An 18,477-nucleotide genomic window follows, 5' to 3' on the forward strand; every position below is an offset into this window, starting at 1 on the left:
ACGTTTTAAGTAGTATTTATTATAATTTATCTCTTTTCAAAAGAGTTTGCAAATTTACGTACAATATTCTTCAAAACGAAATCAATAATTAGCTATATATCAATATTTTGCCATGTACCAATATTTACTTCCTTCAAAAAATACTTAAAAACCAATACCTGATTTTACTTTTAACCAAAAACAGAACCTAAATTTTATAAAAAACAGAATAAAAGTGTCATTTTGACCCAATGAAACCTCAATTAAGAAAAAAAACTGCAAAATGAAGTTCCAAAAAGAACATAAAAAGTTTTTAAACTACAGACAAATCTTATTTTTACCCATATTAAATACTTTTTTTAGCATTATTATCTATAAATAAAATTCTCTCAATTAAATGGATATTAACAAGATGCGGGCATTTTTAAAAAATGAATTAAAAAACTAAAGTTTTCCTATTATACGCTTTGTTCGCGTAAATATTCGCCTTAAATTCACACCACGAAAAATGTGGTAAAAACAATACTATTTAACAGCAATTGGCGTTAACTATTTTTCATAAAGTTGTTGCAATTCTTTATTGAACACAAAAACATAAATGGGCAAGCCGAAAACCATATAGAGTAGGTATTTAAATTAATTTAAAAAATAAAATGAAAGCATTTTTCCCCACAATCTTATTAATGCTATTAACTATTTTTGGAGCACAGGCACAAACTGCTAGTACAACTACAAATCCGTTTCCTACTATTGCTACACTTACTTCTTGGGCGAGTTATAATTCTCAATCAAAATTTGATATCGAAATCCGTAGTATTGGATTTAAATTTGAAGTGAAATCTGTTGAAGAAGGTTCTACTGCTTTTACCTACATCAGAAAAGTAACTGTAAACGACATTTCTTATACTGACAGAATCGTTTATAGAATTGCAAATGGTAATACAGCGAGTATCATATCATTAGTAACTGCTTCGACTGATTTAGTGTCATTATACACACCACAATTGTCTACATACAAAAGCAACAACTGTAAAACCGAAATGTCTAAAGATAAAAATACAACTTGTACTTGTTACGAGAATGCTAATTACTCTATTGATGTTTGCGACGAACGTGTAAAACTTACAATGGGAGATGGAAATAAATATTTTATTTCTGTAGCAAAAAAATAAGTTCTATAAAAAATATCGTTATCATATAACGAACTCAATCACCCAAATCTTTACATACCAAAATTCGGTAACAACTTTACCTACATTTTGTTACTGCGTTAAAAACAATAGTTTGTAAAAATTTGGGTGTATTTTAAACTAAAGATTAGGATTTTTTAGTTTATACCAAACTTCCTCATCGCCATCAAGCATAAAGGAATTTGTATACTGCAGTCCAAGCTTTTCAAGAATACTTCTCGAACCACTATTTCCTGCATCTGCGTAAGCATAAATTGCATCAACTTTCATTTCATTAAAAGCATAATCTATAAAAGCTTTTCCAGCTTCGGTAGCATATCCTTTACCCCAATATTCCTCAATAAAACGATATCCTATTTCGTAGAAATTCTGGTGATTATTGATCATATCAGTAATAAACTTTATTCCAGACCAACCAATAAAAGTATTGGTTTCCTTAAGAACTACTGCCCAACGCCCTGTCCCATTATCCTGATATTGTTGCAGAACATTTTTAATATAAGCACGACTTTCGTCAATATGGGTAACGGGTTTATTACCTACATATCTATGTACATTTGGGTTAGAATCTAGCTTAAACATTCCCTCATCATCTGTAGTGAGGAATTCTCTTAGTAATAATCGTTCTGTTTCAATTGAAGTTTTCATTAATTTAAGATATATCGTTGCACCACTTCGGCAACACCGTGATTATTATTTGATGCTACAATAACATCTGCTCTATCTCGTAATTCGGGCGTAACATTATCCACCCAAACTCCTAAACCTGCATATTCTATCATCGACAAATCATTACCTGCATTTCCTACAGCAATGATTTCGCTTTGATGAATATCTAATTTTGCTGCCAAAAGCTTTAAACTTGCCGCTTTATCGATTCCGTTTTGAGCTACTTCCAGGAAAAAAGGTTTAGACATTGCTACACTTAAGTGAGGCATTGCTGTTTTTAAATCAGCCTCAAGTCCTTTTAAATAACTTGGTTCTTCGAGCAAAATACATTTTACAGCAGCGGTATTAACAGCTTCCTTAAAACTTGCTACCCTATGGTGTTTTAAACCAGTAATAGTCTTTTCTATTTCAATAAATTCCGAATCAGTTTCACTGATGATCTCATTATTTAAATAGGTAATAATATGCGTTTTGTTCTTTAAACTGTAATCGTACAATTCGTGAATTTGTTCTTTTGACAAAGTTTGTTCAAAAAGAATTTCATCATCTTTTACATTACTAATAACAGCTCCGTTAAACGAAATCATATAGGAATTATTTAAATCTAATTCCAGTTCTTTTGCAAAAGCAGTCATCGCCGAAGTTGGTCTGCCAGAAGCCAAAACTACATAAACTCCCATCGCCTGAGCTTTAAGAAGCATTTCTTTATTTATATCCGAAATTTTATGGTCATCGGTCAACAAGGTATCATCCATGTCTAAAACCAGCATTTTATATTGCATTTTTTTTAGTTTTCAGTAATAGATTCAGTCTTCAGTTTTTAGTTACAGTTTTCAGTACTTACTGAAACTGAAAACTGTGACTTTAAGTTCACTGTGATTACTAAGACTGTAAACTGAGACTAATTACTTAAATTAAAGACTCATTCTAAAGTCTTCGATGATAGGATTTGCTTTTGCAAAATCTGTCTCTTGAATAAATACCTCAACAGCCAAATCTGTATTACCAAAACCGCCTAAACGAGCCGATTGGATATTGTTTTTAATTACTGTATCTACTTGCGCCTCTTCTAATTTTTGCTGTAAAGCTTGCGCTAAAATCTCACTTCCCGAAAACACTTTCATTAGTCCCATATCCTATTTATTTTAATACTATTGTTTTTAATTGATTTTGAAAATCTTCATTTTCATTTATTCCAATATGATTCTGTCCTTTTAATACATAAAGATACCCATTCGATTTTAATAATTTACTTAATCTAACCGAATTAGAAAAAGGAATTAATTGATCTTGATCTCCATGAAAAATATAAATTGGCGCCTTTATCTTTTTAAAATAATCATGCGTTTCAAAATTAAATTTTTTCATAAAATCAGGAAAAAAAGGAACTTTACTACCTGTTAATTCTGTAAAACTATAATATGGAGCCTGAAGAATTAATGCTTTAGGCTTATTATTTGATGCCAAAATCGTCGCAAGGCCACTTCCTATTGAATAGCCAGCAATGATGATTTTGTTTTCACTATATCTCTCACATAGTTTTTTATAAACTACCGAAATGTCTTTGTTTAATTGATCTTCATCATCAATCTTTCCTCCGCTTTTTCCAAAACTTCTATAATCTAAGATAAAAATATCATATCCCAAACTCGTATAAACATTTGCTATACTTCCCCACGTATCCAGAGTACCTGCGTTTCCGTGAAGATAAAAAATCAATCCTTTTGGACTTTCAGTTTTAAATAACAAACCATTCAAATTTACACCATCAAAAGAACGAATATTGAGTTCTTCAAAATTTTGTTGGTATTCAAATTTAAAATTCTCAGGGAGTTTGGAGTTTTGAAAAACCATACCTGCCTGATTAAAATAGATATATGAAACAACAGACAAATAAACAATAAACAGCAATCCTAAAACTATTACAATCAAAAATCTAAGTGTTTTAAAAATTTCCATTTATTATACATCATCTTATTTTTAATCTAGTTTATTCTTCAATATCCTCTTCTTCGTCCTCATCCTCATCGTCCTCATCGATTTCGAATAAATAAGGCTCAAGTAACATTTTATCTGCCAAAATATCAATACTTTCTGTCAGTTGTTCTGCAAAAATAATACGCTGTGTTTTAGTAATACTATTAGAAATACGCATGATTTTAGTTTCATGACGTAATTTCAAAATTGGGTTTGCATCATCCAAGATAAACATCTTCAAACGGTTTACATTATATCCCGCAGTAGTAAACATATCGCTTAGTTTATTTGGTGTTCCGATTAAAACATCAACTCCTGTTGAGATATAGTTTTTATCATAATCCATATCGCCTTTGTCATGCACACCATAAACCTCAAGGTCACTATACTTACCGTATTTCTCAAAAAGCTCTTCCATTTCCAACACCTTTGCTTTATCTTCTACGATAATCAAAGCACGAGGAGATTCTTCATTTTTACCTGTCAATTGCTGAATAACATTTAGAACAATTGTTGTAGATTTTCCGCTTCCTTTTGGAGCAACAATAATACAATCTGCACCACTTTTTAGCGTAGAAAAAGTTTCTTGTTGTAATGTATTAGCTTCGGTTAAACCGTTTGCGATTAACGCTTCCTGTAACTTTTCGTTTATTTTTTTTAGTTTCATCTTCAAAGATTGAAAGATTGAAAAATTAAAAAATTAAAAGATCAAAACTAAGGTCGAATCTTTAAATCATTAAATTTTAAAATCATTAAATTAATTTTATTTACTTGCGAACATCTTTACATCTGTTTCCGAAATTTCGCTTCCCCCTAATATAATAAGGCGTTCTACAACATTTCGTAACTCCCTGATGTTTCCTGTCCAATCATATTCTTGCAAAAGTTTTATCGCTTGAGGCGAAAATATCTTCACTGTATTTCCTTGTTCTGAAGCTATTTTTTCGGCAAAATGCGAAATCAAAGCCGGAATATCTTCTCTCCTGTCATTTAATGGCGGAACTTTAATCAAGATCACTGCCAGACGGTGGTATAAATCTTCACGGAAACGACCTTCGGCAATTTCTGTTTTTAAATCTTTATTGGTTGCAGCAACCACACGAACATCTACTTTTATATCTTTCTCTGCACCTACTCTTGTAATCATACTTTCTTGTAAAGCACGTAACACTTTGGCTTGAGCCGAAAGACTCATGTCTCCAATTTCATCCAGGAAGATTGTTCCTTTATCTGCAGCTTCAAATTTTCCTGCTCTATCTTTAACCGCCGATGTAAAAGCTCCTTTTACATGACCAAACAATTCGCTTTCGATTAACTCGCTCGGAATCGCAGCACAGTTTACTTCGATTAAAGGGAAATTAGAACGTGCACTTTTTTCATGCAATTGGTGTGCTACCAGTTCTTTTCCTGTTCCGTTAGGTCCAGTAATCAAAACTCTGGCTTCCGTTTCGGCTACCTTTTCAATCATAATTTTAATATGACTTATAGCTTCACTATCACCAATCATTTCGTAATTCTTACTTACTTTTTTCTTTAAAATCTTGTTTTCTACAACAAGTTTTTTTCTGTCTAAAGCATTACGAACTGTATTTAATAAACGGTTTAAATCTGGTGGTTTTGATATGTAATCAAAAGCTCCAAGACGCATAGTATGAATCGCCGTTTCCATATCGCCATGACCTGATATCATAACCATCGGAATCTCAGGTTTGATTTTTTTTACTTCTTCTAATACCTCAACACCATCCATCTTTGGCATTTTGATATCGCACAAAACCAAATCGTAATCGTTGTTTTTTATCTTTTCAAGACCCGAAACACCATCTTCTGCCTCCTCAACCTGATAGCGATCATTCTCTTCTGATAAAATCTTGGTAAGTACTCTACGAATAGCTGCTTCGTCTTCTATAATTAATATTTTACTCATTTCTTTTGAGGTTCTAAGTTGCAAAGGCCCAAAGGTACAAAGTTTAAAATCTTTGTCGCTTTATAACCTTACAGCTTTATTATTATTTTAATATTAACCGCAAAGGTTAAAAAAGAACAAAGGCACAAAGTCTAAAAACCTTTGTCCCTTTGTTGCTCTGTATCTTTTTTTGAGGTTCTAAGTTGCAAAGGTTCAAAGGTACAAAGTTTAAAATCTTTGTCGCTTCTTACCTTTGAACCTTTGTTATTATATTTTTTTTTATGCCTTTTGTGTAATTCTTATAGATAGTTTAACTTCAAACGTTCAAAAACCTTTGCGTCTTTGCAACTCTGAACCTTTATAACTAATACTTCAGCCATTTATATAATTCCTTCCATGTTGGTTTCTTACCATACATTAATATTCCTACTCGGTATATTTTGGCAGCAAACCAAACTACTGCAAAAAATGAAGCTAACAATAAAGTTACGGAAATAAGTATTTGCCACCAAGGCACTCCAAACGGAAGTCGCATTAACATTACAATTGGTGAGGTAAGCGGAATCATAGAAAACACTACAGCAATTGTCCCGTGTGGATCATTTACAACAGTAAAGAAACCGATATAAACACTCAAAATCAATGGCATAATGATAGGCAAAAGAAATTGTTGTGAGTCGGTTTGGTTATCAACCGCTGCACCAATAGCTGCATAAAACGAGCTATATAAAAAATATCCTCCTATAAAATAAACCACAAACCCAATTAGAATGCTTGCAATTGGCAAATTCCATAATTCATTAATATACATTTGAGCTGTACCTACAAGTTCTTTTTGTGCAGTAGCCATTAACTCTGGCGGAATCTTAGCCGTTGGCCCAACATTTACACCAAAAAATGCCGATGCTGCAAACATTAGAGCAAATCCTATTACAGCCCAAATTAAAAACTGTAACAATCCTGCCAATGAAGTTCCGATTATTTTACCCATCATCAACTGAAAAGGTTTTACCGATGAAATAATAATTTCGATGATTCTATTGGTTTTTTCTTCGATTACACTTCGCATAACCATATTACCATAAATAACAATAAACATCATTATTAAGTAACCAAAAGAACCTCCAATTGCGATTTTTATTTCGTTAAGCCCCTTTAAACTCTCTTCTCCCGATGCTTTTGCGAGATGGATATTTACATTTGCCTGTGCATTTTTTATTGCTAATGTATCTAAATTTGCTTCTTGAAAATTAATTCTCGTAATCTCGTCGGCAATTGTATTTTGTGTGTTTTCGATAAAAGAAATACTCGGACTATTATTTGATATAAATTCGATTTTACTTTCTAAATCCTTTATTTTATCAGTTTTAGGGATCAAAAGCAATCCGTCTAAACTTTCTTTAGCAATACTATCTTTTAACGATTGCAAAGGCATTTTGGATAAATCAAGATATCTAAACTCGACATTTTTTGCATTTTGCTTGGTAAATTCCGAAGCAAACAAACCCGTTTCGTCATAAATTGCAATACGTTTCGTATCGGCTTTCATAGAACTTAAATATCCGATAAAAGCAGCTATTGCAACAAACAATAACGGACTTAAAAAAGTCATTACGATAAAAGACTTATTACGGACTTTAGAAATAAATTCTCTTTTTATAATTAATGATATAATACTCATTTTTTATTTTAGATTGTTAGATTTTTAGACTGCTTAGACTTCTTAGACTTCTTAGACTTTCTTAAACTTGTTAGATTTTGAGATCAGTCTAAGTAGTCTAACAATCTATTTCGTTACTGTTTGAATAAAAATATCATTTACACTTGGAATTTTCTCAACAAAATGAGTCACTTGTCCGCGTTGTGTTAATACATTCAATAGTTCATTTGGAGTTGCATTTCCTATCTGAATTTCCAGTTTTAGTTCGTCACCCAATGATTTAAAATGTGCTGGTAAAACGGTAAATTTTTGCGAAATATCATACATCAATCCTTCGATATTGTTTGTTAATATTCCAACCTCAAAACTATTTGTTTTAAATTGTCTTTTTACATCAATCAGTTTGCCTTCTATCAGTTTATTCGATTTATGAATCAAAGCAATATGATCACAAAGTTCTTCAACACTTTCCATTCTATGCGTCGAAAAAATAATAGTCGAACCTTGTTCTTTTAATGCCAAAATTTCATCTTTTATGACATTGGCATTAACTGGGTCAAAACCAGAAAATGGCTCATCAAAAATTAACAATTTTGGTTTATGCAATACACAAACCACAAACTGGATTTTCTGTGCCATTCCTTTTGATAATTCCTGAACTTTCTTGTTCCACCAACCCTGAATTTCTAATCTGTCAAACCAATATTCTAATTGTTTCTTAGCTTCGGCTTTAGACAATCCTTTCATCTGAGCCAGATACAAACATTGCTCTCCTACTTTCATAGAACTATACAATCCTCTTTCTTCAGGAAGATATCCGATATGCTGAACGTGTTTAGGCTGTAATTTCTCACCATCAAGAATCACTTCTCCACTATCTGGATAAGTAATCTGATTTATAATTCTTATTAATGATGTTTTCCCAGCTCCATTGGGACCTAATAATCCGTAAATACTGCCTTTTGGAACATTTAATGAAACTTCGTTAAGCGCAACATAATCACCGTATTGTTTTACGACATTATGTACTTCGAGTAAGTTGCTCATGCTTTTTTTTTGGGTTTACTACGTCTACTTGACTACTCGACCTTTTTGGTTTCGCGTGTGTAAAAGTAAATAATTAGTAGCGAAAACTTCGTATTGTTACAAAAAAAACCCATCCTAAATAAAGTTAAGATGGGTTTGTAAATTAATTATAACGTTTTATAAAAGATAAGATGTGTTTATGAAAACATATCTTTTACTTTTTCAAAAAATGATTTATCCGTTTTCTCCGGACTTGGAATAAAATGGTCATCTGTTAAAGCATTTTCAAAAAATTGTTTTTGATCTTTGCTCAATGTTTTTGGTGTCCAAACATTCACATGAACCAATAAATCTCCATTTCCGTATCCGTTGATACTTGGAATTCCTTTTCCTTTTAATCTTAAGATTTTTCCAGATTGAATTCCTTCTTCTAATTTAATTCTCACTTTTCCGTTAATTGCTTCAATATCTTTAGAGATACCTAAAACAGCTTCTGGAAAGCTTATGTATAAATCGTAATGTAAATTTTCGCCTTCACGTTTCAAGAATTCATGCTCAAGTTCTTCAATTGCAACAATTAAATCACCTGGAACACTGTTTCCTGGAGCATCGTTTCCTTTGCCAGAAACTTTAAGCTGCATTCCATCAACAACTCCTGCAGGAATTTTGATTGATACAGTTTCATCTTCCTGAACCATACCTTGCGAATCTGCATTGCTAGGTTTTTTGTCTAAAATCTGACCAGAACCTCCACAAGTTGGACAAGTCGAAGCTGATTGCATTCTACCTAAAATAGTATTAGTCACACGCATTACCTGCCCTTGACCGTTACATGTAGAACATGTTTTATAAGTAACCCCTTTGGCTTGAACCTTACGTTTTACTTTTACTTTTTTCTCAACACCATTTGCAACCTCTTCTAAAGTTAATTTAACTTTAATTCTAAGATTACTTCCTTTAGTACGACGAGGGCCTCCGCCTCCACCGCCTCCGAAACCACCAAATCCGCCTCCGAAGATGTCGCCAAACTGACTGAATATGTCATCCATATTCATGCCACCATGACCACCACCTCCAAAACCACCTGAACCATCAAAGGCTTGGTGACCGTATTGATCGTATTTGGCTTTTTTATTAGGGTCGCTTAAAACTTCATACGCTTCTGCAGCCAATTTGAAGTTCTCTTCTGCCTGTTTGTCGTCTGGATTTTTATCCGGATGATATTTCAACGCACATTTACGGTACGCTTTTTTGATCTCGGCAGCATCCGCATTTTTTGAAATGCCTAATATTTCGTAAAAATCTTTTTTCATAATTGTTTAAATTCCAAAAAACAAAACCCAATAAATAACTCAATTCTGAAGACTCAAAACTATTTATTTGGGATTTGGGAGTTATAATTTGACATTTTAGTTTCCTACAACAACTTTAGGGAAACGAATAATTTTGTCTCCTAATTTGTATCCTTTTTCTATAACATCAACGATTTTACCTTTCAATTTATCAGAAGGTGCTGGAATTTGAGTAATCGCTTCAGCATAATCAGCATTAAATGCATCTCCTGCTCTCACTTCAATTTGCTCTAAACCTTTAGCAACCAATGTTCCTTTAAGTTTTTCATGAATTAACTCAACTCCTTTAGTCAATGTTTCATTTTCAGATTTGTTGATCTCAACCATTGCTCTGTCAAAATCATCTAATACTGGAAGCATTGCCAATAATACCTCTTGATTAGCCGTTTTAAACAAATCTATTCTTTCTTTTGAAGTTCTTTTTTTGTAATTTTCAAACTCAGCAAACAAACGTAAAAATTTATCTTTTTCTTTTGCTAAGTCTTGAGCTAGTTGTTCTTCTACACTTAATTCCTCAATAATAATCTGTTCGCCATTGGCATTATTCTCTAACGTTACGTCATCTATTTCTTGATCGATTTCTGTATTTTCCGTAGTCATATTACTTTTATTTTTAAAAATATTCTTAAACTTCATTTTTTATTCTTTTCTATGGATTGCAAAAGTACTGCCAAACCTTATAAAATGTCAAATTGTCATCTTTTGACAAATTCTTACTCTATCAAGTCTTTAGGCAATGTATCCAAAACTATCATATTCTCAAAAAAATTAGTATAATTTTAAGATAATTGCGATTTAGAATAAATACATTTGAAGTAATTACAATTAATTATTACCTATCAAAAATTGAATTTAAGGTTAGCTTCGGCTTTATAATAAATTATTAATTCAACTTTACCTTATATTAAAAAAAGCTTCGCCTGATAGACGAAGCTTTTTTTTATGCTTTTTACCTTTAACTCCAAGAAAGCTTCTGAAAAATATTTTATAACTTATTTGTTATTTAATATATTTTTATTGCACGGGCGGAGGGATTCGAACCCCCATCAACGGTTTTGGAGACCGCTATTCTACCCTTGAACTACGCCCGTAACTCAAGGCCGCAAATTAAAGGCTTTTTTTTCTTTCTCACCAATTATTTTACGCAAATTTAAAAAGTTTTAAGCTGATCAGCGCTAATAATTCACTAGCACAATCACTACCAAAGCTTTATGAAATTTACACTCTTCTTTCAAAACAAAAATTCTGCGAAACAACCGCAAAAATCACTAAAATTTTTAAAAGTATGACTTTATAAAAACACAAAGTCCACAAAGCTTTGTATTCATCTGGCTTTGCGAACTTTGTGTTTTCTATGCGAAAGGAACGCGGATGATACGGATTTACAAAAGTAAAAACACGGATTAAACGGATTTTTAAAAATAATAGATAAAAATCCGCTTAATCCGCGTTCCTCTATAGACAATCTAAAAAAACCTAATCTCTTTGTGAAATAACCGCAAAGGTCGCCAAGATTTTTAAAAGTATGGTTTTATAAAAAACACAAAGTCCGCAAAGCTTTGTGTTGATCTAGCTTTGCGAACTTTGCGTTTTCTATGCGTGAGTAAAATTAAATCTTAGCGCACTTTGCGGTTAAACCCTTATACTAATAAAGCAGCTTTCAACCCTTCTAAATCAACCGAAACTTGTTCGCCCGTTAGTAAGTTTTTAAGCGAGTACATATTCGACTCTATTTCTTGTTCACCAGCAATAACAGCAAAAGGAATCATACGTTTATCAGCATGCTGAAACTGCTTTCCTACCTTTACATTATCCGGATATAATTCTACTTTAATATTTTCTTTTCTTAATTCCTGAATTGCTTTAAGCGCATAAAACGCCTCTTTATCACCGTAGTTTATAAACAAAGCTTTAGATGTAGCTGTAACTGTTTCAGGAAACAATTGCAATTCCTCAAGCACCAAATAAATACGATCTAACCCGAAAGAGATTCCAACACCACTCATGTTTTTCAATCCAAAAACACCAGTTAAATCGTCGTATCTTCCACCACCACCAATAGAACCCATGGCAACAGTTTTAGGTGGAGCTATTTCAAAAATTGCCCCTGTATAATAATTCAGTCCACGAGCAAGTGTAACATCCAAATCTAAAATTGCTGTAGACAATCCTAAGTTAGACACATTGTCACAAATAAAACGCAACTCCTCTACCCCTTTCATCCCTTCTTCAGAAGAAGCTAATAAAACTGAAAGCTGATTAATTTTATCCGAGATCGTTCCTGTAAAACTAAATAATGGCTGCACTTTTACAAGCGCTTCTTCTGAAATTCCTTTCTCCATCATTTCTTTCTTCACACCATCTTCGCCTATTTTATCAAGCTTATCCAGCGCAACCGTAAAATCAATTAATTTATCCGAAGCACCAATAACCTCAGCAATTCCAGATAATATTTTTCGGTTGTTTATTTTTATAGTCACACCACTTAAACCCAAAGAAGTAAAAACAGTATCATATAATTGTACCAACTCAACTTCTTGCCATAATGATTTAGAACCAACCACATCGGCATCACATTGAAAAAACTCTCTGTAACGTCCTCTTTGAGGTCTGTCAGCTCTCCAGACTGGTTGAATTTGGTATCTTTTAAAAGGAAATTCAATTTCGTTTTGGTGCTGCACTACATATCTTGCAAACGGAACTGTTAAGTCGTAACGCAATGCTTTTTCAGAAATTCTACTTGTAAATTTATTCAACTCAATTCTTTCGTTGATATCAATTTTTTCGGCAGAATTAACTTGTAGAGATTCTATAGATTCTGGTAATTCAATTTTGCTTTTATTGAAGAAAAAATTACCTGAGTTCAATATTTTAAAAATCAAACGGTCACCTTCTTCACCATATTTCCCCATTAAAGTATCGGAATTCTCAAAAGATGGCGTTTCAATAGGTTGAAAACCAAACTTCTCAAAATTATTTTTTATGGTTTGAATAATATATTGACGTTTTGACACCTCTGCAGGCGAAAAATCTCTTGTTCCTTGTGGAATACTTGGTTTCGAAGCCATTTCTCTTTGATATTTTAGATTGCTGATTTTAGTCTTTAGATTTACTTTCGAAATCTTAAATTCTAATCGAGTGCAAATATCTCACTTTTTAAAATAAATAATGACTCTTCTAAAACAAACTTGTAACAAAAATTGTATTTTCGTGACAAACTAGTATGATGCTAAAATTATTCAAAGAAAATATCCGGATTGCATTTGGTTCCATTCGAACACAATTATTACGTACCATCCTTACCGTTTTAATTATTGCAATAGGCATCACTGCTTTAGTTGGGATTTTAACTGTAGTTTCGGCATTAGAGAACACTATTTCTACCGATTTTGCTTCTATGGGAGCAAATACCTTTAATATAAACCAATACGAAAACGAAGTTCGAAACCGTGGCGGTAACGAAAGAGAAATCATAAATCCTATTATTTCTTATCCCGAAGCCGTTGCATTCAAGAATAAATATAGATATCCATTTACCGAAACATCGCTTTCATTTACAGCAACATCTACAGCCGAAGTAAAATATCTTGGCACCAAAACTGATCCTGAAATTAAAGTACTTGGGGTCGATGAACACTTTATTGGTAATTCTGGTCTTGAAACCAGCATTGGCAGAACATTTAATCAGTTTGATATCGAGAATAATACTTACGTATGTGTACTAGGTTCCGATTTTATGAAAGGATTATTAAAAGATGTAAACCCAATCGATAAAATCATTTCTATTCGTGGCGCACGTTTTAAAGTTATTGGCGTACTTAAAGAAAAAGGATCTACATTCGGGAACAGTCAGGATTTACGAGTATTAATTCCTATTCAGGTAGCACGTTCCTTATTTACAGCACCAAACATAAACTATACGATAAGCGTAATGGTTTCCAAAAAAGAATTATTGGATCAAGCCATCGATAATGCAACAAGCACCATGCGTCGTGTGCGAAAACTAAGCCCTATACGTGATAATAATTTTGGTGTAGTACGCAGCGACGACCTTATTAATCGCATCCTCGGAATCACGCAATACCTTGGTTGGGCAGCATGGATTATAAGCGTCATTACCATCTTAGGTTCCTCTATAGCCTTAATGAATATCATGATAGTATCGGTAACAGAGCGTACCCGAGAAATCGGTGTCCGTAAAGCTCTCGGAGCAAAAAAAACAACTATTGCTGTACAATTCTTTATCGAAACCTTACTTATAGGACAATTAGGAGGTTTAATCGGAATTATTCTTGGAATCTTAGTTGGCTTAGCCTTTGCAACAGCAATGAAATTCGTATTTGTAATTCCATGGGGAGCAATTTTCGCTGCATTCGGCACCAGCTTTACAGTCGCAATTGTGTCAGGATTATACCCTGCAATAAAAGCGTCCCAACTTGATCCTATTGAAGCTTTACGCTATGAATAGTATCCAGTCGCAGTTTTCAGTTTCAGTATAACAGCTACATTTTACGTATTTCATTTTACCAAAAGAAAGTTTGCAGGAGCACAACTTAATCGTTACATACCACGAACTGTCCCGCTTTACGCTCCAATCTTTTATCTTGAGAAAAAAATCAAGATAAAAGGATTTCTCCCGAAGCTTCGGGACAATCGGGGCTATTTTACAACTTACATTTTTAAGTCACGTTGTCATCTCCTACAAGGTTTTGAAAACCTTGCAGGAAACCCTCATTTCACTTTTTACAAAATACATCTTACTCTAAAAAAATTTATTTAATACAAAAAATCATCCTGTCATTATCGTAAATATCCTTACGCAATTCGATGTTTTTAAAACCTAAATCCTCAAGTAATTCAACGGTTTCCTTCCCTAAATACTGATTGATTTCAAAATAAAGGCTGCCGTTTTTTTTCAGATTCTTTTGCGCTAGTTCAGCTATTTTTCTATAAAAAATAAGTGCATCATTATCAGCAACAAAAAGTGCCAAATGCGGTTCATAATCTAATACATTCTTCTTAATTTCTTCTTTTTCAAGATTCCTTACATAAGGTGGATTCGAAACAATAACATCAAACTCCTGCATTAAATCTTCGGTTTCCAGAATATTCTGAAGCAAAAAAGTAACCGAAACCCCATTGGTTTCCGCATTTCTTTTGGCAGTAGCCAAAGCATTCTCCGAGACATCAATTGCAAAAACCTGAGCATGAGAAATATTTTTTGCCAGCGAAATAGCAACACAACCACTTCCTGTACCTATATCCAGAATTTTTAAGTTTTTGGATTTCCCAACCTTTAAATCCTCTTTAATAATCCACTCAACCAATTCTTCGGTTTCAGGTCGCGGAATCAAAACGTTTGAGTTTACCTCAAAATCTAATCCGTAAAAATTCGTTTTCCCTAACAAATATTGTATCGGGATTTCCTTTTTTAATTCAGTTACAAGAATACTCCAATCTGCAATTTCTTCGTCCGAAAAAGACAAATCTGGGTTTAAAGCCAAATCTATTTGTTTGAGATTTCGTTTCTCTTCCAGAATTAAATAGAAGAAACTCTCCACTTCCAGAACATCATAAATTCCCGAAAGCTCTTGAATAAATTGCGTTCTGTATTGTTTTATTTTCATTTTATACTTGTTGTTAAAAAGTAGGTTTAATTAGCAATCAAATCCTACTGCAATTTCAGAAACCCTCTTCATCGTCTCACCACTTTTAGCTTTACTCGAAAGAAACAGAATCACCCGCTCCTCTTCATAATGTCTATTTGCACTAAAAACAAAATCTAATTTCCCATCGTTATCAATATCTCCTGCAAAAATCAACTTAACAAAAGTATCATTAAACGACTCTTCCGATAAAAGCAATTTTTCAGCAGTATTTCCTGTAGACAGATAAAGCTTATAATTTTCGACCTTCTTAAAAACTTCTTCTGTATTATCATCTGTAGAAACCATTTCCGAAGAAAGAACTTTACCTTCCCCACGCAAAGTATAATTAACATTATTAAAGGTAAAAGTTACTTTTTCGTCTGGCCAAATTTTATCTTCTTCAATCTTTAAAGACTTTATTTTTCCCAATTTCAAATCAGGCAAATCCATAAAAATGATTGATTTATTTTTAGCAAGAACAGACACTAAGGAATCTCCCGAACATTCATCAAATCCTTTTTCTATTTTAAAATCTGCTTTTCCTAAATAATATTCCCCATTCTGCTCATATAAATCAATCCACTTTTTAGTTAAAGCAACAGCAGGATTTTCTTCTCCATAACTTCTATAACTTCGCGCAAGCAAAATATCAAAGTCATTTTTAAACTCCTCCTCCGAAACTACTTCTTTTTCCTGAACAGAATCTTTTACAATAGTTTTTTTACTAACTCCAATAATTTTTTCTGTTTTCGTTTCTTTAGCATCTTTACAAGAAAACAGAATTGAAACCAAAACAATTCCAACAATAATTTTTTTCATAAACTTATAACTTTTTCAACATCCAAACTGGGCATGAAGTATGACCCGTGCATCCCATTGGCGCATCAAGATATTCAAAACCTGATTTTTTATATAATTTTTGAGCAGCATGCATAAAAGGCATCGTTTCGATATAACAATTCTCAAAACCAAAATCCTTAGCACTCTCCAAACATTTTTCCATCATTTTACTTCCTATTCCCAAACCACGAGTTTCTGGTAAAAAGTACATTTTTTGCAATTCACAAATTGTTGGCGCTTCGTTCTCCAACGGAGCAATTCCGGCACAACCCACAATTTTATCATTATTTTCGACTACAAAATAAACCGCTTTAGACTTATTATATTCTTCAAACATAAAATCTAAATACGGATCTTCGTATGCAGTTCCTACTTTCGGGATATTCAACTCATCAAAAACGGCTCTTATCAATTGTGCCACAGCCTGATTGTCTTCTTTCGTTATTTTTCTGATAATCCAATTTTCCATTTCTTCTTATTCTGTCTTATACAATGTACAAAAGTAAATATACTTTATTGTTATTTTAGATAGATTCAAAACTAAATCATAAACTCAAAAATAACTACTTTTGCATTGTGAATATACATGAAAAATACATAAAACGCTGCATACAACTTGCCAAAAATGGCTTAGGAACTACATATCCAAACCCAATGGTTGGTAGCGTAATCGTTTATAATGATACTATTATAGGAGAAGGCTGGCATAAAAAAGCAGGCGAGCCTCATGCCGAAGTAAATGCTGTAAACTCAGTAAAAGATAAATCATTGCTCAAAAAAGCAACTATTTACGTAAGTTTAGAACCATGCAGTCATTTTGGTAAAACACCACCTTGTTGCGACTTAATTATTGCAAACGAAATTCCAAATGTAGTTGTTGGGACTGTAGATCCAAACGAAAAAGTTGCCGGCAAAGGAATTAAAAAACTCCTTGAAGCGGGAAAAAAAGTTACCATTGGAGTCCTTGAAGAGGAATGCAACGAACTAAACAAACGCTTTTTTACATTTCATCAACAAAAAAGACCTTATATAATCTTAAAATGGGCAGAATCTAAAGATGGATTTCTTACTCCAGAAAAAGAGAACGATACAATTATAAAAAGAGAACCAATCTGGATTACCAATGCCTATTCACGACAATTGGTACATAAATGGCGAAGCGAAGAACAAGCTATCCTGGTAGGAACACAAACTGTTATTGACGACAATCCTAAATTAAATACTCGTGATTGGGCTGGTAATAATCCTGTGCGCGTTGTTCTGGATCAAAACAATCGCATTCCTCAAGACAGTCATATTTTTAGCAATGATGTTAAAACTATTGTATTTACAAAATCCAAAATTGCCATTGAAAAAGAAAACCTTATCTTTGAAGTAATTGATTTTAAAGAAAATATAATCCCGCAAATACTTGCAGTTTTATACCAACATCAAATTCAATCAATTATTATCGAAGGCGGATTGCAAACTTTACAATCCTTTATCGATACTAACCTATGGGATGAAGGACGTTTTTTTATTGGAAACACCTACTTTACAAAAGGTACTAAAGCCCCTATAATTGCTGGCATAAAAAATAAAAAAACCTACATTGGTAAAGACGAATTAATACAAGTTAGAAACCATGATTGATACTATTATTTTTGATTTTGGAGATATATTCATCAACTTAGACAAACAAGCTACAATTGATGGACTAAAAAAACTTGGCCTGACTGAATGGAATAATAATCTAGATCAATTAAATATTAAATTCGAAACTGGTAACATTACTCCCGAAGAATTTATATCAGGATTTCAAAAAGAGATTCCTAATGCATCTGCAAAAGAAATTCTGAATGCCTGGAATGCTGTTCTGCTAGATTTTCCATTATACCGATTAGAGTTTCTTCAGATGCTTTCTGAGAAATACAGATTGTTCTTATTAAGCAACACCGACTCTATTCATATTAAAACATTCGAACATAAAACAGGAGTATCATTTTATAGTGATTTCTACCAATGCTTTGAAAAAGTTTACTTTTCATTCGAAATCGGAATGAGAAAACCGAATCACGAAGCTTATACCTATATAATAAACAAACACGAGTTATCCCCAAAACGAACTTTGTTTGTAGACGACAAAATCGAAAACACCAATGCTGCTGCCGAACTTGGTCTTCAGGTATGGAACTTACAAGTAGGAAAAGAAGATGTCGTAGATTTATTTGATAAAAAAATAATTTAGAAA

The 18,477-nt window shown here is 32.8% G+C and carries 19 protein-coding genes and 1 tRNA gene; 5 read left to right on the top strand and 15 right to left on the bottom strand.

Translation table 11 applies throughout. From position 1 onward, the window contains the following. Positions 1-241 precede the first annotated feature (241 nt). Both ACJ6WR_RS05050 and ACJ6WR_RS05055 read left to right on the top strand, forming a co-directional pair. On the top strand, positions 242-361 hold the full coding sequence (locus ACJ6WR_RS05050; protein ID WP_409417918.1) for a hypothetical protein: 120 nt from the start codon (positions 242-244) through the stop codon (positions 359-361). Positions 362-632: 271 nt separating this feature from the next. Beyond that, entirely contained in the window at positions 633-1,151 is a 519-nt protein-coding gene (locus ACJ6WR_RS05055; RefSeq protein ID WP_039111285.1) for a hypothetical protein, read from the top strand. Positions 1,152-1,289: 138 nt separating this feature from the next. Here ACJ6WR_RS05055 and ACJ6WR_RS05060 read toward each other — a convergent pair whose 3' ends face one another. From ACJ6WR_RS05060 to hisS, 12 genes are all read right to left on the bottom strand, one after another. Next, entirely contained in the window at positions 1,290-1,817 is a 528-nt protein-coding gene (locus ACJ6WR_RS05060; protein WP_409417237.1) for a GNAT family N-acetyltransferase, read from the bottom strand. Continuing rightward, entirely contained in the window at positions 1,817-2,620 is an 804-nt protein-coding gene (locus ACJ6WR_RS05065; protein ID WP_409417238.1) for a Cof-type HAD-IIB family hydrolase, read from the bottom strand. Before ACJ6WR_RS05065 ends, ACJ6WR_RS05060 begins: the two co-directional genes overlap by 1 nt. Positions 2,621-2,752: 132 nt before the next feature. Continuing rightward, complete coding sequence (locus ACJ6WR_RS05070; protein WP_035622589.1) at positions 2,753-2,971, bottom strand: putative signal transducing protein; 219 nt, start codon at positions 2,969-2,971, stop codon at positions 2,753-2,755. Between the two features lie 7 nt (positions 2,972-2,978). Continuing rightward, positions 2,979-3,770, bottom strand: coding sequence for an alpha/beta hydrolase (locus tag ACJ6WR_RS05075; protein ID WP_409417239.1), 792 nt, complete (start codon positions 3,768-3,770; stop codon positions 2,979-2,981). 58 nt (positions 3,771-3,828) lie between these two features. Further along, positions 3,829-4,482: a DEAD/DEAH box helicase gene (locus ACJ6WR_RS05080; RefSeq protein ID WP_039111290.1), complete on the bottom strand. Its 654-nt coding sequence runs from the start codon at positions 4,480-4,482 to the stop codon at positions 3,829-3,831. Positions 4,483-4,578: 96 nt separating this feature from the next. Continuing rightward, complete coding sequence (locus ACJ6WR_RS05085) at positions 4,579-5,742, bottom strand: sigma-54-dependent transcriptional regulator (protein WP_409417240.1); 1,164 nt, start codon at positions 5,740-5,742, stop codon at positions 4,579-4,581. A 343-nt stretch (positions 5,743-6,085) separates the two neighbouring features. After that, a complete protein-coding gene (locus ACJ6WR_RS05090; protein WP_409417241.1) occupies positions 6,086-7,402 on the bottom strand; it encodes an ABC transporter permease in 1,317 nt (438 codons plus the stop codon). A gap of 105 nt (positions 7,403-7,507) precedes the next feature. Beyond that, the gene (locus tag ACJ6WR_RS05095; RefSeq protein WP_039117658.1) at positions 7,508-8,428 is read right to left on the bottom strand and encodes an ABC transporter ATP-binding protein; all 921 of its coding nucleotides are present in this window, start codon (positions 8,426-8,428) and stop codon (positions 7,508-7,510) included. A 176-nt stretch (positions 8,429-8,604) separates the two neighbouring features. Then, positions 8,605-9,720, bottom strand: a complete 1,116-nt coding sequence (gene dnaJ, locus ACJ6WR_RS05100; protein ID WP_039111295.1) for a molecular chaperone DnaJ — start codon at positions 9,718-9,720, stop codon at positions 8,605-8,607. A 96-nt stretch (positions 9,721-9,816) separates the two neighbouring features. After that, positions 9,817-10,395 carry a nucleotide exchange factor GrpE gene (locus tag ACJ6WR_RS05105; protein ID WP_039111297.1) on the bottom strand — a complete coding sequence of 193 codons (579 nt, stop codon included), beginning with the start codon at positions 10,393-10,395 and terminating at the stop codon, positions 9,817-9,819. 384 nt (positions 10,396-10,779) lie between these two features. After that, positions 10,780-10,850 (bottom strand) — tRNA-Trp (locus tag ACJ6WR_RS05110). 549 nt (positions 10,851-11,399) lie between these two features. Next, positions 11,400-12,827, bottom strand: coding sequence for a histidine--tRNA ligase (gene hisS, locus ACJ6WR_RS05115; protein ID WP_409417242.1), 1,428 nt, complete (start codon positions 12,825-12,827; stop codon positions 11,400-11,402). 155 nt (positions 12,828-12,982) lie between these two features. On the opposite strand from hisS, the gene ACJ6WR_RS05120 reads away from it, so the two are divergent. After that, positions 12,983-14,227: an ABC transporter permease gene (locus tag ACJ6WR_RS05120; protein WP_409417243.1), complete on the top strand. Its 1,245-nt coding sequence runs from the start codon at positions 12,983-12,985 to the stop codon at positions 14,225-14,227. A gap of 304 nt (positions 14,228-14,531) precedes the next feature. Here ACJ6WR_RS05120 and prmC read toward each other — a convergent pair whose 3' ends face one another. Genes prmC through ACJ6WR_RS05135 form a run of 3 tightly spaced genes read right to left on the bottom strand, consistent with a single transcriptional unit; the run spans position 14,532 to position 16,716 of the window. Then, positions 14,532-15,386: a peptide chain release factor N(5)-glutamine methyltransferase gene (prmC, locus tag ACJ6WR_RS05125; protein WP_409417244.1), complete on the bottom strand. Its 855-nt coding sequence runs from the start codon at positions 15,384-15,386 to the stop codon at positions 14,532-14,534. A 30-nt stretch (positions 15,387-15,416) separates the two neighbouring features. Further along, positions 15,417-16,226: a hypothetical protein gene (locus tag ACJ6WR_RS05130; RefSeq protein ID WP_409417245.1), complete on the bottom strand. Its 810-nt coding sequence runs from the start codon at positions 16,224-16,226 to the stop codon at positions 15,417-15,419. Between the two features lie 4 nt (positions 16,227-16,230). Continuing rightward, complete coding sequence (locus tag ACJ6WR_RS05135) at positions 16,231-16,716, bottom strand: GNAT family N-acetyltransferase (protein WP_086895405.1); 486 nt, start codon at positions 16,714-16,716, stop codon at positions 16,231-16,233. Positions 16,717-16,823: 107 nt separating this feature from the next. Here ACJ6WR_RS05135 and ribD point away from each other — a divergent pair, with 107 nt between their 5' ends. Together ribD and ACJ6WR_RS05145 are read left to right on the top strand one after the other, a co-directional pair. Continuing rightward, positions 16,824-17,879, top strand: coding sequence for a bifunctional diaminohydroxyphosphoribosylaminopyrimidine deaminase/5-amino-6-(5-phosphoribosylamino)uracil reductase RibD (ribD, locus tag ACJ6WR_RS05140; RefSeq protein WP_086895406.1), 1,056 nt, complete (start codon positions 16,824-16,826; stop codon positions 17,877-17,879). Beyond that, positions 17,872-18,474 carry an HAD family phosphatase gene (locus ACJ6WR_RS05145; protein WP_039120445.1) on the top strand — a complete coding sequence of 201 codons (603 nt, stop codon included), beginning with the start codon at positions 17,872-17,874 and terminating at the stop codon, positions 18,472-18,474. Before ribD ends, ACJ6WR_RS05145 begins: the two co-directional genes overlap by 8 nt. Positions 18,475-18,477: the final 3 nt, after the last annotated feature.

Source organism: Flavobacterium sp. PS2 (assembly GCF_046250155.1).
Lineage (GTDB): Bacteria > Bacteroidota > Bacteroidia > Flavobacteriales > Flavobacteriaceae > Flavobacterium.

Coding starts and splice junctions, on each gene's coding strand:
- ACJ6WR_RS05055 (WP_039111285.1), top strand. CDS start 633: ATGAAAGCATTTTTCCCCACAATCTTATTAATGCTATTAACTATTTTT.
- ACJ6WR_RS05060 (WP_409417237.1), bottom strand. CDS start 1,817: ATGAAAACTTCAATTGAAACAGAACGATTATTACTAAGAGAATTCCTC.
- ACJ6WR_RS05065 (WP_409417238.1), bottom strand. CDS start 2,620: ATGCAATATAAAATGCTGGTTTTAGACATGGATGATACCTTGTTGACC.
- ACJ6WR_RS05070 (WP_035622589.1), bottom strand. CDS start 2,971: ATGGGACTAATGAAAGTGTTTTCGGGAAGTGAGATTTTAGCGCAAGCT.
- ACJ6WR_RS05080 (WP_039111290.1), bottom strand. CDS start 4,482: ATGAAACTAAAAAAAATAAACGAAAAGTTACAGGAAGCGTTAATCGCA.
- ACJ6WR_RS05085 (WP_409417240.1), bottom strand. CDS start 5,742: ATGAGTAAAATATTAATTATAGAAGACGAAGCAGCTATTCGTAGAGTA.
- ACJ6WR_RS05090 (WP_409417241.1), bottom strand. CDS start 7,402: ATGAGTATTATATCATTAATTATAAAAAGAGAATTTATTTCTAAAGTC.
- ACJ6WR_RS05095 (WP_039117658.1), bottom strand. CDS start 8,428: ATGAGCAACTTACTCGAAGTACATAATGTCGTAAAACAATACGGTGAT.
- dnaJ (WP_039111295.1), bottom strand. CDS start 9,720: ATGAAAAAAGATTTTTACGAAATATTAGGCATTTCAAAAAATGCGGAT.
- ACJ6WR_RS05105 (WP_039111297.1), bottom strand. CDS start 10,395: ATGAAGTTTAAGAATATTTTTAAAAATAAAAGTAATATGACTACGGAA.
- hisS (WP_409417242.1), bottom strand. CDS start 12,827: ATGGCTTCGAAACCAAGTATTCCACAAGGAACAAGAGATTTTTCGCCT.
- ACJ6WR_RS05120 (WP_409417243.1), top strand. CDS start 12,983: ATGATGCTAAAATTATTCAAAGAAAATATCCGGATTGCATTTGGTTCC.
- prmC (WP_409417244.1), bottom strand. CDS start 15,386: ATGAAAATAAAACAATACAGAACGCAATTTATTCAAGAGCTTTCGGGA.
- ACJ6WR_RS05130 (WP_409417245.1), bottom strand. CDS start 16,226: ATGAAAAAAATTATTGTTGGAATTGTTTTGGTTTCAATTCTGTTTTCT.
- ACJ6WR_RS05135 (WP_086895405.1), bottom strand. CDS start 16,716: ATGGAAAATTGGATTATCAGAAAAATAACGAAAGAAGACAATCAGGCT.
- ACJ6WR_RS05145 (WP_039120445.1), top strand. CDS start 17,872: ATGATTGATACTATTATTTTTGATTTTGGAGATATATTCATCAACTTA.